This window comes from Flavobacterium soyangense (genome assembly GCF_015277675.1).
In the GTDB taxonomy this organism is placed as follows: Bacteria; Bacteroidota; Bacteroidia; order Flavobacteriales; family Flavobacteriaceae; genus Flavobacterium; species Flavobacterium soyangense.
Genome location: NZ_JADHEC010000004.1, coordinates 101,152 through 119,158, shown reverse-complemented (window position 1 = coordinate 119,158; position 18,007 = coordinate 101,152). Strand labels below are relative to the sequence as shown.

Annotated in this window: 22 protein-coding genes; 17 read left to right on the top strand and 5 right to left on the bottom strand. The window is 35.0% G+C overall.

What is annotated here, in order from left to right:
* Position 1: 1 nt before the first annotated feature.
* Genes IR213_RS03285 through idi form a run of 3 tightly spaced genes read right to left on the bottom strand, consistent with a single transcriptional unit; the run spans position 2 to position 1,411 of the window.
* Entirely contained in the window at positions 2 to 457 is a 456-nt protein-coding gene (locus IR213_RS03285) for a peroxiredoxin (protein WP_194310882.1), read from the bottom strand.
* Entirely contained in the window at positions 457 to 867 is a 411-nt protein-coding gene (locus tag IR213_RS03280) for a 6-pyruvoyl trahydropterin synthase family protein (RefSeq protein WP_194310881.1), read from the bottom strand. Before IR213_RS03280 ends, IR213_RS03285 begins: the two co-directional genes overlap by 1 nt.
* Before the next feature lie 7 nt (positions 868 to 874).
* Positions 875 to 1,411 carry an isopentenyl-diphosphate Delta-isomerase gene (idi, locus tag IR213_RS03275; protein ID WP_194310880.1) on the bottom strand — a complete coding sequence of 179 codons (537 nt, stop codon included), beginning with the start codon at positions 1,409 to 1,411 and terminating at the stop codon, positions 875 to 877.
* Between the two features lie 188 nt (positions 1,412 to 1,599).
* Between idi and IR213_RS03270 the strand changes: the two genes are divergently transcribed.
* The 15 genes from IR213_RS03270 (at position 1,600) to IR213_RS03200 (ending at position 15,258) form a co-directional block, all read left to right on the top strand.
* Positions 1,600 to 2,664 (top strand): bifunctional methionine sulfoxide reductase B/A protein, encoded by a 1,065-nt coding sequence (locus IR213_RS03270; protein WP_194310879.1) that lies wholly within the window; start codon positions 1,600 to 1,602, stop codon positions 2,662 to 2,664.
* A gap of 167 nt (positions 2,665 to 2,831) precedes the next feature.
* A complete protein-coding gene (glgA, locus tag IR213_RS03265; protein ID WP_194310878.1) occupies positions 2,832 to 4,058 on the top strand; it encodes a glycogen synthase in 1,227 nt (408 codons plus the stop codon).
* A gap of 309 nt (positions 4,059 to 4,367) precedes the next feature.
* Entirely contained in the window at positions 4,368 to 5,288 is a 921-nt protein-coding gene (locus tag IR213_RS03260; protein ID WP_194310877.1) for a sulfurtransferase, read from the top strand.
* A gap of 107 nt (positions 5,289 to 5,395) precedes the next feature.
* A complete protein-coding gene (locus IR213_RS03255; RefSeq protein WP_194310876.1) occupies positions 5,396 to 5,752 on the top strand; it encodes a bleomycin resistance protein in 357 nt (118 codons plus the stop codon).
* Positions 5,753 to 5,766: 14 nt separating this feature from the next.
* Complete coding sequence (locus IR213_RS03250; protein WP_194310875.1) at positions 5,767 to 6,342, top strand: peptidylprolyl isomerase; 576 nt, start codon at positions 5,767 to 5,769, stop codon at positions 6,340 to 6,342.
* 147 nt (positions 6,343 to 6,489) lie between these two features.
* Positions 6,490 to 7,236, top strand: coding sequence for an outer membrane lipoprotein-sorting protein (locus tag IR213_RS03245; protein WP_194310874.1), 747 nt, complete (start codon positions 6,490 to 6,492; stop codon positions 7,234 to 7,236).
* Entirely contained in the window at positions 7,233 to 8,447 is a 1,215-nt protein-coding gene (locus tag IR213_RS03240; protein WP_194310873.1) for an ABC transporter permease, read from the top strand. The genes IR213_RS03245 and IR213_RS03240 overlap by 4 nt, the downstream gene beginning before the upstream one ends.
* A 13-nt stretch (positions 8,448 to 8,460) precedes the next feature.
* On the top strand, positions 8,461 to 9,672 hold the full coding sequence (locus IR213_RS03235) for an ABC transporter permease (protein ID WP_194310872.1): 1,212 nt from the start codon (positions 8,461 to 8,463) through the stop codon (positions 9,670 to 9,672).
* A 5-nt stretch (positions 9,673 to 9,677) separates the two neighbouring features.
* Positions 9,678 to 10,385: an ABC transporter ATP-binding protein gene (locus IR213_RS03230; RefSeq protein ID WP_194310871.1), complete on the top strand. Its 708-nt coding sequence runs from the start codon at positions 9,678 to 9,680 to the stop codon at positions 10,383 to 10,385.
* Positions 10,386 to 10,408: 23 nt separating this feature from the next.
* Complete coding sequence (locus tag IR213_RS03225) at positions 10,409 to 11,578, top strand: hypothetical protein (protein WP_194310870.1); 1,170 nt, start codon at positions 10,409 to 10,411, stop codon at positions 11,576 to 11,578.
* 210 nt (positions 11,579 to 11,788) lie between these two features.
* On the top strand, positions 11,789 to 12,340 hold the full coding sequence (locus IR213_RS03220; RefSeq protein WP_194310869.1) for a YciE/YciF ferroxidase family protein: 552 nt from the start codon (positions 11,789 to 11,791) through the stop codon (positions 12,338 to 12,340).
* A 220-nt stretch (positions 12,341 to 12,560) separates the two neighbouring features.
* Entirely contained in the window at positions 12,561 to 12,845 is a 285-nt protein-coding gene (locus IR213_RS03215; RefSeq protein WP_194310868.1) for a rhodanese-like domain-containing protein, read from the top strand.
* Between the two features lie 7 nt (positions 12,846 to 12,852).
* Complete coding sequence (locus IR213_RS03210; protein ID WP_194310867.1) at positions 12,853 to 13,167, top strand: rhodanese-like domain-containing protein; 315 nt, start codon at positions 12,853 to 12,855, stop codon at positions 13,165 to 13,167.
* 198 nt (positions 13,168 to 13,365) lie between these two features.
* Positions 13,366 to 14,217 carry a transketolase gene (locus IR213_RS03205; protein WP_194310866.1) on the top strand — a complete coding sequence of 284 codons (852 nt, stop codon included), beginning with the start codon at positions 13,366 to 13,368 and terminating at the stop codon, positions 14,215 to 14,217.
* Between the two features lie 87 nt (positions 14,218 to 14,304).
* Positions 14,305 to 15,258, top strand: coding sequence for a transketolase family protein (locus IR213_RS03200; protein WP_194310865.1), 954 nt, complete (start codon positions 14,305 to 14,307; stop codon positions 15,256 to 15,258).
* An 84-nt stretch (positions 15,259 to 15,342) separates the two neighbouring features.
* Here IR213_RS03200 and IR213_RS03195 read toward each other — a convergent pair whose 3' ends face one another.
* A complete protein-coding gene (locus IR213_RS03195) occupies positions 15,343 to 16,419 on the bottom strand; it encodes an FKBP-type peptidyl-prolyl cis-trans isomerase (RefSeq protein ID WP_194310864.1) in 1,077 nt (358 codons plus the stop codon).
* 78 nt (positions 16,420 to 16,497) lie between these two features.
* On the opposite strand from IR213_RS03195, the gene IR213_RS03190 reads away from it, so the two are divergent.
* Together IR213_RS03190 and IR213_RS03185 are read left to right on the top strand one after the other, a co-directional pair.
* Positions 16,498 to 16,890: an RNA-binding S4 domain-containing protein gene (locus tag IR213_RS03190; protein WP_194310863.1), complete on the top strand. Its 393-nt coding sequence runs from the start codon at positions 16,498 to 16,500 to the stop codon at positions 16,888 to 16,890.
* Between the two features lie 98 nt (positions 16,891 to 16,988).
* Positions 16,989 to 17,489: a phosphoribosyltransferase family protein gene (locus IR213_RS03185; RefSeq protein ID WP_194310862.1), complete on the top strand. Its 501-nt coding sequence runs from the start codon at positions 16,989 to 16,991 to the stop codon at positions 17,487 to 17,489.
* Here IR213_RS03185 and IR213_RS03180 read toward each other — a convergent pair.
* A complete protein-coding gene (locus tag IR213_RS03180) occupies positions 17,481 to 17,999 on the bottom strand; it encodes a shikimate kinase (RefSeq protein WP_194310861.1) in 519 nt (172 codons plus the stop codon). The two genes, IR213_RS03185 and IR213_RS03180, sit on opposite strands and share 9 nt — an antisense overlap.
* Positions 18,000 to 18,007: the final 8 nt, after the last annotated feature.

Sequence of the window (18,007 nt, the reverse complement as noted above, 5' to 3'; positions counted from 1 at the left end):
TTTATACTAATTTCTTAATTATTTCTAATGCTCTGGGAATATGATTTGTAGCCACTAAACTATCAAAAACCAATTGGATTATTCCATTTTTATCAACCACATATGTTACTCTGCCGGGAAGAAGACCAAATAAATTAGGCTTTACGCCAAAAAGATTCCTAATTTTTTTATCAGAATCCGAAAGCAAAATAAAGGGTAACTTATATCTCTGAATAAATTTTTCGTGAGAAGCAATGCTATCACTGCTGATGCCAATAACTTCGGCTCCTAAATCTTTAAAATCTTCATATTTATCTCGAAAACTGCAAGCTTGAGCGGTGCAACCTGGCGTATTGTCTTTTGGATAAAAATAAAAAACAACAGGTTTTTTACCAATGATGGATGCGCTTTCAAAATCATTACCATCATTATCTTTTGCTGAAAAATTGGGGATTTTATCTCCTACTTGTAGTCCCATTATTCTCCTTTATAAGTTACAAAATTTCGAGGCGTTTCATATAAAACAACTTCTAAATCTAATTCCGGTTTTATCCTTTTTCTAATTTTATTCCATATGACTACCACAATATTTTCGGCAGTTGGATTTAGATTTTCAAATTCGGGAACATCAAGATTCAGGTTTTTATGGTCAAAAGGCTTTTCTACTTCTTCTAAAATCAAATCACTTAAATCCTTAATATCCATCACATAACCGGTTTCGGGATTAATTTTTCCAGTTATACTAACAATTAATTCATAGTTGTGCCCGTGAAAATTAGGATTATTGCATTTGCCAAAAACAGCATCGTTTTGCTCGAAAGTCCAATCTTTTCGATACAATCGATGTGCCGCATTAAAATGGGCTTTTCTTGAAATGGTTACTCTCATGTTGAAGTTAGAGGTTAGAAATTTTATGTTCTTCTAAAAAATGATAAAACTCATCAAAAATAATTTTAAACCAAATGGTGTAAATTTCGGGTTGCAACTGAATGTCTTTTACCACGTCTTCGATACTCATCCATTTCCAGTTTTCTACTTCCTCTGAATTAATTTTTGGTTCATCATTGTAATAACCAATCATAACGTGATCGAGTTCGTGCTCTGTCAATCCATTATCAAAAGGTGCTTTGTAAATAAAATGGAATAACTCTTTCAAACCAGTTTTAAAACCCATTTCTTCAAATAATCTTCGACTTCCTGCTTGAATATTAGTTTCGCCTTCGCGCTGATGACTACAACAAGTATTTGTCCACAACAAAGGGGAATGGTATTTCTGATTGGCTCGTTGCTGGAGCATTATTTCATTTTTATCATTTAAAACAAAAATCGAAAAAGCACGATGTAAAAGTGCTTTCTCATGGGCTTCCAATTTAGGCATCAAGCCTATTTGCTCATCCTTTTGATTTACTAATATTACGTTTTCTTCTTTCATATCTTTTTAAGCTTGTCAAAAATACAAAAAAAGAAATGGATTATGTGATTGTAGAAAGTTTATGAAAAGTTTAACGAGGGTTTAATCATCGAATAGATTAATTTTAAAGCTTTAAATTTAAAATTTAAATCATCAAAATGAAAACCAAAAAAGCGATTTCGTAGCCTGTTTTTATAATATCTCTTTTTATGCTCCAAGCCTGTAGGCAAGCAGCAAACAATCAAAACTTCACACAAAAACCCTCAAATATGAAAAATTCAATCAGCAAACCAGGAAACCTTTATTATTCAAATACTGACACTACAAAACTCCATATTACTGATGCCGAATGGAAAAAAGTATTGTCCCCAGACTTATACGCTGTTTCAAGAAATGCTCATACTGAAAGAGCTTTTACAGGAAAACTTTGGAACTCTGATGCAAAAGGCACATATTATTGTGCCGCTTGTGGTAATAAATTATTTAAATCTGACCAGAAATTTGCCAGTAGTTGCGGCTGGCCAAGTTTTTTTGAACAGGAAAACAAGAACAGCGTAATTTACAAACAAGACAATTCGTATGGAATGAATAGAATTGAAGCACTTTGCGGCAGATGTGATGGCCATTTAGGGCATCTTTTTGATGATGGACCTGCGCCAACAGGCAAAAGATATTGTATGAATTCAATAGCATTAGATTTTGTGCCGGATGAAGTAATCTCAGAAAATAAAAGCAATAACAATCTAGAAACTATAACGCTTGGCGGAGGTTGCTACTGGTGTGTAGAAGCAGTTTACGAAAAATTAGAAGGAGTAAAATCTGTAGTTTCAGGATTTGCCGGAGGAAAAAATCCAAATCCTACTTATGAAGAAGTTTGTACCGGAAGAACAGGCCATGCAGAAGTTGTGCAAATCACTTATGACAAAACAGTTACCAGCCTAGATGAAATTTTTAAAGTTTTCTTTACTGTTCATGACCCGACAACTTTAAACCGTCAGGGTGCAGATGTTGGAACCCAATACCGCTCTGTAATTTTTTATGCAAACGAAGAGCAAAAAAATGAAGCTCATTCTATTATTGATCAATTAACTGCCGAAAAAGTTTATAATAACCAAATTGTAACTACTTTGGAACCATTAACCCAATTTTACAAAGCCGAAGATTACCATCAAAATTACTACGAAAACAATAAAAACAAACCCTATTGCCAAATGGTAATTCAACCCAAAATTGAAAAATTCGAAAAAATTTTTAGAGACCAATTAAAAAAATAAATTAACTTGAAAATCGGAAAGTAATTTTCGGTTTTTTTTTATTTTTTGCAGGTTTTAAAATTTATTAACTAATTCATATATTAGCTTTCGTTATAGATACGCTATATTTATTATATTTGATTTCAAAAAAGTTTGATTTTACCATCACAAAAATAAATCCCATCAAAATGAAAATAGCTCTTTTTACCAATGAATTCCCACCTAATATTTATGGTGGTGCTGGTGTTCACATTGATTTTTTAAGCCAGGAATTAGCCAAATTAGGACAAGTTGAAGTACGTTGCTTTGGCGACCAAAATGTGGATACCGATTCAATGCACGTTCGTGGAATTAATTCTTCATTAACCAAAATGGTCGATGATGCCAATCCGCACATCAAAATGTTTCACAATATGAGTCGAAATGTCGAAATGTCGCAAGCCACACCTGAGGCCGATGTCATTCATTGTCATACTTGGTATACACATCTTGCCGGAATTATGACGCGTGAATTATTGCAATCGCCTTTGATTTTAACCACTCACAGTTTAGAAACACATCGTCCTTGGAAAGTGGAACAATTAGGCAACGGTTATTTCCTTTCGCGTTGGATAGAAAATAGTGCTTACAACGCCGCCGATGGAATTATTGCCGTAAGCCAACAAATGAAAGAAGATGTCGTCGAAGCCTATGGCGTCAATCCTGAAAGAGTGACCGTAATTCATAACGGAATTGATCCGGAATTTTATCAGCCAACATTTGACAACAATTTACTTTTAGAATATGGCATCAATCCCAACATTCCGTTTGTGCTTTTTGTGGGACGAATTACACGTCAAAAAGGGATTTCGCAATTGATTGCCGCAGCCAAACATTTTAACAAAAACTCCCAAATCGTGCTTTGCGCAGGAGCTCCAGATACCAAAGAAATCGAGCTCGAAACCGAAGCCCTGATTGCCGATTTACGCAAAGAAAGAGAAGGTGTGATTTTAATTTCGGAAATGTTGCCACGTGAAAAAATAAAAGTGTTGTACAGCCACGCCCGTGTTTTTGCCTGTCCATCTTTATACGAACCGTTTGGCATCATCAACCTCGAAGCGATGGCTTGCGAAACGCCTGTTGTTGGAAGCCACGTAGGGGGAATTCCAGAAATTATTGTCGAAGGAGAATCGGGTTATTTAGTAACACTCGAAAGTGTTTCCAGAACTGATTTTAATCCTGTAAATCCAGAAGCTTTTCAGAAAGCTTTTGCAGCCAAAATTAATATTTTGCTAGAAGACGAAACCTTGGCAACCCAAATGGGAAAAGCTGGAAGAGAACGTGTTTTGAAAATTTTCAGTTGGGAATCTATCGCTAAAACTACCTATGATTATTACCAAAAAGTGATTGATGGTTTTGTGAAGGAGAAGGCATAAAAGAATTGGAATAATACCATTTAATCTTTGAAAACACTATTATAAAGAGAGTCAATTCTTTTGGATTCAATTGCCTTTGGCTTTAGCCAAAGGTCTTTTAGAAGCTGCATTTATTGGTTTTAGCCAAAATTGCATAACTGTTTTGGCTAAAGCCAATTCAATATTTACTATAAATTCCGTTGACTAAAGTCAACGGCAATTAAAACAACAATATTCCAGTAAATTCAAAGATTAAATGGAATAAGAAAAAAACTCACTCAATAATTTGTAAAAAATGATACATTTTCATTTAAATATAAAATAAAAAAAATGACTATAAATATTTCTCCAATTATTCAAGCACAAGAATTGCTGACATTATATAAATCTGAAAACTTAATTATTGTAGATGTTAGTAATGGAAAAAACGCGAAATTAAATTATGAAGCAAAACATTTAGAAGGGGCAATATTTATAGATTTGAACACGCAACTTGCCGAAATTAATGATGATTTGTCAATTGGCGGAAGGCATCCGTTACCGAAAATTGAAAATTTTGCAAAAACAGTATCAAATCTTGGAATTTCACCAAAAAGTCACATCATAATTTATGATGACAAAAATGGCTCAAATGCATCGGCAAGATTTTGGTGGATGTTGAAATCTATCGGTCATGAAAAAGTCCAAGTTCTTAATGGTGGAATTCAAGAAGCTGAAAAGAATAACTTTCCAATCAGTTCAAAAACAGAAATTATTAATAAAACCGAAACATATAAAGTTACTAATTGGAAATTAAAAATTGCCGAAATTGAAGAAGTTGAAAAAGTTTCACAAAACGAAAATCATATTGTAATTGATGTTCGTGACGCTGAGCGATATAATGGCGAAATTGAACCAATTGATTTAATTGCAGGACATATCCCAGGGGCAATAAATGTCCCTTTTACTGAAAATTTAGACGAAAACGGACTGTTTTTATCTCCGAATTTGCTAAAAGAGAAGTATGAAAAGATATTTGGAAATGTTGAAGCCGAAAATATAATTGTTCATTGCGGTTCGGGCGTTACAGCTTGTCATTCCCTTTTAGCAATCGCATATGCTGGCTTGGAAATTCCAAAACTATATGTTGGTTCTTGGAGTGAATGGAGTAGAAATAATAAAGCAATACATGCCAATAGAACGGATTTGCAGTCAATGCCCGCTCTAACTCCTCAATTATTAATTGTTACAAAAACAAATAAAAAACAATAACTGAAATAAAAATTCAATTCATCAAATATGCTTACCCCGATAGCGCGGATTTGCAATCCGTGCCCACTCCAACTCTTCAATTACATACAACAAAAACAGCAATAAAAATGCTTACAGCCATTCATCCAAAGTTACCAATGCGCGACAAAAAGGCAACAAGAAACTTTTATAGTGACAAGCTAGGCTTTCAAGATTTTGGAAATGCTGACTATGATGGCTATTTAATGATGCAAAAAGAAAGCATTCAAATTCATTTTTTTGAGTTCAAAACGCTGGATCCAAAAGAAAACTACGGACAAGTTTATATCAGAACAAATGATATTGACAACTTTTACCAAACGGTATTGGACAATAAAACAAGCATCCATCCCAATGGGCAATTAGAAATAAAACCTTGGGGACAAAAGGAATTTTCAGTTCTTGACCCAGACAACAACTTGCTCACTTTCGGGCAAAGTATCTAATAGCTGACAAAACGATGAAAAAATTCTTCCTAACATTAATAGTTTTACTTTTTACAATCACGAATGCTTCCGCACAAAAAAAGGAAACTTGTATCATTAAAACATCTTTGGGCGACATTACCGTCGAATTATATCCAAAAAAAGCTCCCATTACTGTAGCCAATTTTTTGAAATATGTCGATGCCCATTTGTATGACAGCACGACTTTTTTTCGTTCGGTAACTTTAAACAATCAGGCTAAAGATTCTGTAAAAATTGAGGTGATTCAAGGAGGTGAAGTCGATTCTACAAAAGTCTTTGCAGCGATTCCACTCGAAAGAACTTCAAAAACAGGAGTTCTTCATAAAAACGGAGCGATTTCTATGGCGAGAGACATACCCGATTCGGCTACTTGCAGTTTTTTTATTTGCATCAATGACCAACCTTCTTTAGATTTTGGAGGCAAAAGAAACAAAGACGGACAAGGTTTTGCCGCTTTCGGAAAAGTTACCAAAGGAATGGATGTGGTCAAAAAAATTCAACAACTTCATCCGGAACAGGAACAATATTTCAAACCTGAAATATTAATTTTATCTATTACTCGAAAATAAAAAAATTCAAAACAGAAGCGCATCGTAACAAACTGTAAATCAGTATTTATTAACAAATAAATGCTGCTTTTGGTTGTGTTTTATTGGATATATAATTACCTTTGAGAGAGTGACAATCTAGCATTTTTACCTTTAAAAAAGTTAGTTATGAAAAAGACGCTATTTCTTCTGTTTTTTCATTTACTGTTTATCCTTTCAGCCTTTGGCCAAGACGCAAAAGACATTGTAAAAAAAGCTGACGAAAAGGCAAAAGGTAAAACCTCAATTGCCAACATCACCATTCAAATCATTCGTCCCACTTGGTCTCGGGAAATGACAGTAAAAAGCTGGACAAAGGGCAATAATCTGAGTTTAGCATTGGTTTTGGCTCCGGCCAAAGAAAAAGGAGTGGTCTTTTTAAAAAGAAACAAAGAAGTCTGGAACTGGATTCCCTCCATTGAACGGAACATCAAAATGCCACCATCGATGATGAGCCAAAGCTGGATGGGAACTGATTTTACCAATGATGATTTGGTCAAAGAAGCCTCCATTCTGGAAGATTACAATCATTCGTTTTTAGAAGAAGTCGTTATTGATGGAAGGGAATGCTATAAAATTCAGTTGATACCAAAACCAAAATCAGCAGTCGTCTGGGGAAAAGTCATTATGGCGATTGACAAAAAGGATTTTATGATGCTTCACGTTGAGTATTTTGACGAAGACAAAGTGTTGATAAACACCATGAATTGTAGTGACATAAAAATGTTTGGCGGACGATTATTGCCCGGAAAAATGGAAATGGTTCCTGCCAACAAAAAAGGGAACAAAACCGTATTAATCTACAATTCGATTGTTTTTGACACTCCAATAGAGGATTTGTTTTTCACGACCCAAAACATCACCAGAGTAAAATGATACTGAAACTAATCTGGAGAAACCTTTGGCGCAACAGCCGCCGAACGCTAATCACAATGGCTTCGATTGCGTTTGCCGTTTTGTTTGCCATTATAATGAAATCATTCCAGAATGGCGTTTTCAACAATTTAATCAAAAACGTCGTGGGTTATTATTCGGGTTATGTCCAAATACATCAAAAAGGATATTGGGACGAACAAGTGCTCGACAATTGCTTTGCTTTGGATAATTCCCTAATTAAAAAACTCAAACAAAATCCCCAAATAAATGTAATCGTTCCTAGATTGGAAACTTTTGTCCTGATTTCAAAAGGAAATTCAACCAAAGGATGTATGCTCGTGGGCACAGATGCCGTAAAGGAAAATGAGTTGACACAACTAAAAAACAAAATCATAAAAGGGGCTTATTTTCAAAATAGGGAAGAGGTTGTGATTCTTGCAGAAGGTCTGGCAAAAAGGATTAATGCTTCTGTAAACGACACCATTGTATTGTTTGGTCAAGGGTATCACGGTGTAATGGCTGCGGGGAAATTCAAGATAAAAGGCATTGTGCATCTGGCTTCGCCACAAATGAATGATGCTTTTGTCTATTTGCCATTGTCAGCAACTCAATATTATTTGAGTGCCGAAAATAGGCTCACTTCCTTGTCTTTGGGAATTGACAATCCAGAAAGAATGAATGCCATTGTCCAAAACCTGCAGCCATCGATTGGAAAAAATTACGAAGTAATGCCTTGGCAGGAAATGATGCCCGAAATCTCGAACCACATCAAAGCAGATGGTTTTTCATTTTACATTTTTTCGGGAATATTGTATCTCATCATCGGTTTTGGACTTTTTGGAACCATTTTAATGATGACCGTCGAACGGATGTATGAATTTGGAATGCTCATCGCCATTGGAATGAAAAAAAGCAAATTAAAAATGATTCTTTTGGGCGAAACCTTTCTGATTACGCTGCTTGGCGTTGTTTTAGGAATACTGCTCAGTATGCCATCAGTGATTTATTTACAGGAAAAACCAATCCGTTTTAGCGGTGAAATTGCAAAAGCGTACGAGCAATTTGGCTTCGAAGCCTTATTCCCGGCTGAATTTGATTTGCGTATATTTTTTACCCAATCGTTGATTGTTTTATTTATGGCAACTCTTATTGGCTTGTATCCATTGTGGTTTGTGAGTAGTTTAAATCCTGTTAATGCAATGAAAAAATAAAAGTAAAATGAAAATGTTGACCAAAATAGCGAGCAGAAACATCTGGAGGAGCAGAAAAAGAAGCCTCATTATCATCACAGCGGTAAGCATTGGATTATGGACCGGAATTTTTATGATGGCTTTTTATAACGGAATGATTGAACAACGCATCAATTCAGCTATTAGCAGTGAATTATCCCATATTCAGTTGCATCATCCCGAGTTCAGAAAGGATTATGAAATAAAATATTATTTGCCCGAAGGCAGGAAAATGCTTGAAAAAATTGCCAATAAGCAAGAAATAAAAGCTGTAGCCGGGCGAGTTATTATCAAGGGAATGATAGCATCAGCCTCGGGAAGCAGCGGAATAACTATAAACGGAGTGATGCCAGCCGAAGAACAATTGCTAACCAACCTCAAAGGAAAAATAATAAAAGGGAGTTATTTTAATCCAAAAAAAGAGAATGAAATACTCATCAGCGAAAAGCTCCGCAAGAAACTAAAACTCAATTTAAACAAGAAAACTATTCTGACTTTTCAGGATAGAGAGGGCAATCTCGCATCGGCTGCGTTCCGGATTTGTGCCATTTACAAAACCATAAACGGTCCTTATGATGATGCCAATGTTTTTGTGAAAATCACCGATGTGGATTCGCTAGCCGGAATTCCGAAAGCCATCAATGAAATTGCAGTCTTGCTACATTCGAGTAAATCTGTACTAGAAATTCAAAAAAACTTGTCCCAACAATTTCCTAAATCAGAAATCAAAAACTGGATGGAAATTTCGCCAGAACTTGGATTAACGGTTTCTGTTGGAGACCAAATGGTTTATATTTTTATGGGAATTATTTTGCTTGCCTTGGCTTTTGGGATAGTCAACACGATGATGATGTCGGTTTTGGAAAGAACACGAGAAATTGGAATGCTGCTTGCTTTGGGAATGAATAAGTTCAAAATTTTTATGATGATTATTCTAGAAACTTTTTTCCTGATTCTTGCCGGCTGCCCAATAGGAATTTTACTTGCCTTTGCCACTATTGGAATAACAAATCAAACAGGAATCAACTTTAGCGAATTTTCGGAAGTGTATTCCAGCTTTGGATACAGCTCCATTATTTATCCTACTTTGACTTGGAACCAATTTGGAAATATTGTGATTTTAATAATACTGACTGCGCTCTTTTCGGCCTTATTTCCTGCAAAAAGAGCCTTGAAATTAAAACCCGCCGAATCCTTAAAAAAATAATTGCGATGAGAGAAACAGTAATTGATGCGCACAATTTATCGAAAATATACGATGAAAAAACCATTCCAGTTTATGCGTTAAACAAGGTTCACCTGCATATTTCACGGGGAGAATTCACGGCCATCAAAGGACCTTCGGGCTCCGGAAAAACGACTTTGCTGAATATGCTTGGTGGTTTGGATATTCCTTCCGAAGGTTTTGTCGAGATTAACGGAACCAATATTACCGCTTTGAAAGGCAATGAATTGGTAGATTTCCGATTGAATAACATTGGGTTTGTGTTTCAATCCTACAATTTAATTCCGGTGCTTACCGCCAAGGAAAATATTGAATTCATAATGCTTTTGCAGAAAAGACCTGAAAAAGAGAGAGAACAACGGGTTTTAGAATTGCTGAAACAAATTGGAATGGAAGATAAAATCAATAAAAGACCCAGAGAATTATCGGGTGGTCAGCAACAAAGAGTGGCCGTGGCAAGAGCATTGGCACCAAAGCCGCAGTTTATTTTGGCCGACGAGCCTACAGCAAATCTTGATTCGGTTTCGGCTGAAAATTTATTGGATATGATGCTAAAACTCAATCAGGAAGAAAATATGACTTTCGTTTTTTCGACTCACGATCAAAGAGTTATCAACCGCGCCCGAAGAGTCATCACGCTCGAAGACGGGAAAATTGTTTCCGATACTGCACCAACGACTGTCGAGCATATATAACCATACTATTTTAAGAATAAATCGTGAACTATACTAAATACATATTCACACTATTTTTATCCTTCTCAAGCATCCTAATTAATGCTCAAACCAATGATTCAAAACCATCGTGGGTAGAACTTCAAGGCTATATCAAGTACATTCAAAACACGACTTTCGTCCAGAAAATTGATTCCAATGCTTCGACAAATCTTATTCATAATCGGCTGAATTTTAAATTCAATATTGCACCTAAATTTTCTGGACGATTAGAAGTTCGCAACCGAATTTTTTATGGTGAACAAATAGAACAAACACCAAATTTTGGAGGCCTCATCAACCAAGATAACGGCTTTTTTGATCTTTCGCATTTATGGGTAAACGAAAAATCCTTCGTGGCACAATCGACAGTTGACCGGATGTTGCTGCAATATTCCGATGAAAAATGGGAAGTTATTATTGGAAGACAGCGCATCAATTGGGGAATTAACAACGTCTGGAATCCAAATGACCTTTTCAATGCCTTTAATCTGTTGGAATTCGATTATGAAGAACGACCGGGAAGCGATGCTGTTAGAATCCAACATAATTTGCAGCATAATACTTCATTCGAATTGGCTTACAAAGCCAGCAAAAACAGTGAGGAGCAAATTGCGGCGGTACTCTACAAATGGAATAGAAAAAAGTATGACTTCCAACTTTTAAGCGGAATTTACCAAACCGATTTTGTAGTTGGCGGAGGTTGGGCAGGAAGTATCAAAGAGGCAGGATTTAAAGGGGAGATGAGTTATTTTATTCCAAAACAGAACTCATTGGATTCATCCGAAAATTTCTGCTTGTCATTAATGGTTGACCAAACCTACAAAAACGATTGGTATCTAGCGCTCACAATGCTTTACAACAGCAATCACACGAATGATTTTATGATTGGTAAAGGCATTTATAACTTTAATGTATCTGCCAAAATGCTTTTTCCGTTCGAATATAATTTTCATTTCATGGCCCTGAAAACAATCTCACCTATTTCCTCATTTAACTTCTCTTTTATTTATTCTCCTGTGAAGAATACACTGATTCTAATTCCCTCTTTTGCTTGGAATGTTGCAACAAATTTTGATTTGGATTTTATGGCGCAATCTTTTTTTGCAGACCAAGCGAACTCTTATAAAAATTTAGAAACCAATATTTTTATAAGAAGCAGATGGAGTTTTTAATTCAAAAAAGGGAAAATTATTAATCTAAAAACACAATTCAAAAATTATTTTTTTCATTTCTAAAAGAATTCTTAATTATAATTAGTTAATTAACAGGTATTTAAAAATAATATTGGTAATTTTATAAAATTAAAAATCGTTAATATCCGAATCAGATTTGGTATCTAATCGATATTACAAACAGAAAAATTAATCTTTAAATTAACTATTATGGAAACGATTATCAAAAAACAAGGAATTGTAAAAGCAAAATCGAATGCTGCACAAGGTTTAAGAGATTTATTTGAAGCTGAATTGAAAGAAATGTTTTGGGCAGAAAAATCAATGATTCCGGCATTGAAAAAAATGACAAAAAATGCTTCCTCCCCAGAACTAATTCGAGCCTTAAAAAAACATTTGACCGAAACGGAAGAACACATAACACGTTTAGAAAGAACATTTGATTCCATTGGAAATAAAGCGGATGAAAAAAAATGTAAAGCCATGGAAGGATTGATAAAAGAATGTGAAATTATGATGAGTGAAACTGAATTGGGCGATGTTCGTGATGCAGGAATCATAGCTGCTGCACAAAAAGTTGAACACTATGAAATTGCCACTTACGGGACTTTGCACGCTTATGCAGTAACACTTGGAGAAGAAAAAGCAGAAGAATTGATTGCAATGACACTAGCCGAAGAGAAAAAAGTAGATGCGGCTTTAACTAAAATTGCCTTATCAAACATCAATATTGATGCAGCAGATTTAGATGATGAGTGGTAATTTCGCTATATACTGTTTTAAATAAAGCCTGTTTTACGGGCTTTTTTTATGAATATTCTTAAAAAATTTATTGTTTTTGTAAAAACATTTCTATTGTAACAAAACAAATTTCAACTTGTGTAACTAAAGTTACTATCAAAGTATAATCGTTGCATTTATTTTGCATTATAATAATGCAGAAGACACTTTATAAAGTGTAAAATAATTGAAAGTTGAAAAAATGGATATAGAAAAATTAATAAAAGAAAATCTAGGTACAATAGTGGATGTACGAACTTATGGAGAATTTATGGGTGGCAATGTAGCCAATTCCATCAACATTCCCCTGAGTGAAATCCCGGAAAGAATAGAAGAATTAAAAGCACTGAAAGCCCCATTAATATTGTGCTGTGTATCAGGCGGAAGAAGTGGTCAAGCGCATCATTTCCTTTCACAATATGGCATCGAATGTTATAATGGCGGTTCATGGCTAAACGTAAATTATTATAAATCTTTAAGCAAATAATCAAAAAATGATCAACACATTAAAAAAATTATTCGGAATTGGATCAGGAGTAAACTATGCCGAATTGGTAAAAAATGGGGCAATAATTTTGGACGTTCGTTCCAAAGCCGAATTTGCCGGCGGTCACATAAAAGGATCTATCAATATTTCAGTTGATACTTTAAGAAACAACTTGGACAAACTGAAAGACAAAAATAAACCCGTAATTACTTGTTGTGCTTCGGGAATGAGAAGTGCATCTGCAAAAGGAATTTTAAAGGCTAATGGTTTCACTCAGGTATACAATGGCGGAGGCTGGTATAGTCTTCAAAGTAAATTATAACGAACAAAGAAATTAAATAAAAAATATACTGCCCTCGAAAAGGCAAAAATATAGTTTTTAAATGTCCTCTTTCCCATTGAAAAGTCCTTATTTAGGACTTTTTTTTATGCTCATAACCCATAATAACTATTCCGAAAATCATTTGTCTTACGGCAAAATAAAAATTACATTTGCAACAGTTTAACTTTTACATATAAAATGAAGCCTAACACACAACAATTAAACGATTTAACTATCCAAGTCAGAAGAGATATTCTTCGTATGGTTCACGCTGTTAATTCAGGTCATCCTGGAGGTTCTCTTGGTTGCACTGAGTTTATGGTCACCTTGTACCAAAACATAATGGACAGAAAACCAGGTTTTGATATGGATGGAATTGGTGAAGATTTATTCTTCCTATCTAATGGTCATATCTCTCCGCTTTTTTACAGCGTATTGGCAAGAAGTGGTTATTTTCCAGTATCGGAATTAGCTACTTTCCGTCTAATAAATTCTAGATTACAAGGTCACCCAACAACTCACGATGGATTACCAGGTGTGAGAATTGCTTCAGGTTCTTTGGGACAAGGATTATCAGTTGCCATTGGTGCTGCTCAAGCAAAAAAATTGAACAAAGACAACCATTTGGTTTACACCTTGCACGGAGATGGCGAATTGCAGGAAGGTCAAAACTGGGAAGCCATAATGTATGCTTCTGCTAAAAAAGTGGATAATCTGATTGCAACAGTCGATGTAAACGGAAAACAAATTGACGGAACAACGGACGAAGTTTTGGCAATGGGAAGTTTGAAAGCTAAATTCGAAGCATTTGATTGGGATGTTTTGGAAATTGAAAAAGGAAACGACATTGAAGCGATTATCGCCGGAATGGCTGATGCCAAATCTAGAACCGGAAAAGGAAAACCTGTTTGTGTTTTATTGCATACAGAAATGGGTAACGGAGTAGATTTTATGATGTACAGTCACGCATGGCACGGAAAAGCACCAAATGATGCACAACTCGAAAATGCTTTGGGTCAAAACTATACTGAAGGCGAAAGCGATTACTAAATCAGATTGTAGATTTTAGATTATAGATTTCAGATTCAACACTAAATCTTTCAATTTTAAAATCTTTAAATCTTTCAATTAAGAAAAATGAAAAAATATATAAATACAGGAAGTAAAGATACTCGTTCCGGTTTTGGAGTGGGAATGACTGAATTAGGTCAAAAAAATGAAAAAGTGGTGGCACTTTGTGCTGATTTAATTGGTTCGTTAAAATTTGACGATTTCAAGAAAAATCATCCGGAGCGTTTTTTCCAAATTGGGATTGCCGAAGCCAATATGATTGGGATTGCAGCGGGATTAACCATTGGCGGAAAAATTCCATTCACGGGAACTTTTGCTAACTTTTCTACAGGAAGAGTTTACGACCAAATTCGTCAATCAGTGGCATATTCTGATAAAAACGTAAAAATTTGTGCCTCTCATGCGGGATTAACCTTGGGTGAAGATGGTGCAACTCACCAAATATTAGAAGACATTGGACTAATGAAAATGTTGCCGGGTATGACTGTAATCAATACTTGTGATCACAATCAGACAAAAGCTGCAACAATAGCTCTAGCAGATCATCACGGCCCTGCTTATTTGCGTTTTGGTCGTCCGGTGGTGCCAAATTTTATGCCTGCTGACGAACCATTTATTATTGGAAAAGCCATTCTATTAAACGAAGGAACAGATGTAACGATTATTGCTACAGGACATTTAGTTTGGGAAGCGCTTGTTGCAGCCGAAGCTTTGGAAGCAAAAGGAATTTCTGCCGAAGTAATCAATATTCATACCATCAAACCATTAGACGAAGAAGCGATTTTGAAATCATTGGCAAAAACCAAATGTGTGGTTACTGCCGAAGAACATAATATTCTTGGTGGTCTTGGCGAAAGCATTGCCAGAGTATTAGCTTTGAACAATCCATCTCCGCAAGAGTTTGTTGCTGTTCAGGACAGTTTTGGCGAAAGCGGAACTCCAGAACAATTAATGGAGAAATACAAGTTAAACAATCAGGCGATTGTAGCTGCTGTAGAAAAAGTGATTAAGAGAAAATAAGATTTTTGCTTATTTTTCACCATAAAAAAACCTCGAAAGTTTAGTCTCTCGAGGTTTTTTATTTGATTCAACTTCACCAAAAAATTATGGTTTTGCAGTGTGATGCGCTTTGTCAAGATGTATTCTTAATCTTGTAGGAGTTGTATAATCCGGAGTTCCTGCTGCTGAATATTCAGGAATACCTTTTGTTTCGGTTTCAATAGCCGTTGTCAGAGGGTTATCTACAATTGGATCATAAGGAAAATAAGCACTTAAACCAGAATTAGTTCCTGCTGGTTTTGTAATTTCCAATTTTGTGGTATAATTGTCTCCATCATCGTCAACGTCTAAAAAATTAGGGATTCCATCTCCATCAGTGTCATCAGGATTTACAACACCAGTAGCCAAAGTTCGAACATAACCATCTCCATTAAGATCTTCTTGATATGATGGAATTCCATCATTATCCTGATCTAATCTTTGTAATTCATATAATTTAAAACTAAATACTAAAGGCGAATAAGCAGGAATTGAACCCGATCCGGAATTATAATAGGCTAATCCAGAAGGAAGAAACATCACACCAGCACCAAAATCGTTGCGTGTTATAGTTCCGTCGGCATTTGCTGTATATGTTCCTGTTTTAAAGATTGGAAAAGTTTCACTCCATCCTGATATTGTGGTAAACAAACTTATCATGGCCTGAGGGTAAATTACTTCTTCAAATTTAGTAGCGGTAAGTGTTGTAACAGTAGACCCTGTAGACCCCGTACGTTCTAAATAATCCCCTCTATAAGATGTCATTACACCATCAGCATTACAAGGAGAATGCCCTACTCCGGGTCTTAAAACTAAATAATATAATTTATAAATTATGTTATTTTGGCTTATATCCTTAGTCAAAAGTTTAGGATAAGTGGCGGAATTCAAATAGGACATAATGGATGGTTGTGCAGCGTCAATTTTTGTTATCGTTACATTCTGATCATCTACAAAACCAGGATGATTTACAACGGTTATATAATTTTTGTTTAAGTATTCCTCAATGTCAACAATATCAACGGCATATTGTGTAGCATAATCTCTCGGTGGCTCGACGGGTGTATTAGGATCATTCTTAGAACAAGAAAATAAAGAAACCGTTGTAATTAATAGAATAAAATAAAACTTAAATTTGTTCATTATTGCTAATTTTTAAGTGCGCAAGATACAATTTTGATTTATTTTTGTAAACAATTTAACTTCGATTTTGGAAAATTTATGAGAATAGACAAATATTTATGGTGTGTGCGATATTATAAGACCCGTAATATGGTTACAGAGGCCTGTAAAAAAAATCATGTCACTGTAAATGGCCTGGTTGCTAAACCCTCGAAAGAGGTTTTTCCTACCGATAAGATCACTTTTAGAAAAGACCAAATCACACAAATAATTACTGTGCTGGACATTCCGGATAATCGCGTGGGTGCTAAACTAGTTGATATTTATAGAAAAAATGAAACGCCGGCTGAAGTGTATGAGCATTTAGAATTACTGAAATTATCGAAAGAACATTATCGGAAAAACGGGACAGGAAGACCTACCAAAAAAGACAGACGCGATATTGATGAGTTTGGCAATGAAATTAAAACTGACGCTGAAGAAACAGAATGAAGCATTCAATTTCATTTAAAAAAAACATAAACCACATTTAATTCGGTTAAACTAATAAAATAGAAAGAACTCTTTTTATCTTTGAAAAAAATATTGCAATGAGTAAGAATATCATCTTATCGAATCAGGAAATTGAGCATACCATAAAAAGAATTGCTTACCAGATCTATGAAACATTCGTAGATGAAGAAGAAATTGTTATCGCAGGAATTGCTTCGAATGGATTTACGTTTGCAAAAAAAATTGCGGATGCATTAAATAAAATTTCAACTCTGAAAGTTTCACTTTGTGAGGTTCGAATCAATAAACAAAATCCTGAATTACCAATAAACACTTCGTTAACAAAAGAAGAATACACCAATAAAGGTTTGATTCTTGTGGATGATGTGCTGAATTCCGGAACCACCCTAATATATGCCGTCAGACATTTTCTTGACGTGCCTTTAAAGAAATTCAAGACGGCTGTCCTTGTGGATAGAAATCACAAAAAATACCCAGTAAAAGCTGATTTTAAAGGAATTTCACTTTCTACCTCTTCATTAGAACATGTTCAGGTTGTTTTTGATGAAAATGGCGATAATTATGCTTATTTAAGCTAAAATAGCTAGAATATCCTGGGTAGTTTCGTCCTTCGTTCTGCCATCTATATTCACTTTATATTGTGCTTGGTTGTAATAAAAACTTCTTTCAAAAAGGTGTATGGCTATAAATTCCTTCATTTCCTCATCGTTTTTATCTGCTATTATCGGTCGTTTGCTTTTATTGGAAATCAATCTTTCAAATAAAGTTTCAACCGAAGCTTTTAAATAAATAGATAAAATGTTTTCACCTTTTAATAATTCATGATTATTGGCATAGCAAGGAGTTCCACCTCCCAAACCAATAATTAAATTTTCGGGAGCATTCAATAATTCAATAAAAACGTCTCGCTCCAGTTTTCTGAAATAAATTTCACCTCGCTGTTCAAAAATTTCTTTTATGGATAAGTTTACTCGCTCTTCGATCATTTTATCCAAATCTATGTAAGGAATATTAGTACTATTTGACAATCTATTGGCAATTGTAGACTTTCCACAACCCATATAACCTAATAAAATAATTTTTCTCATTTGAATAA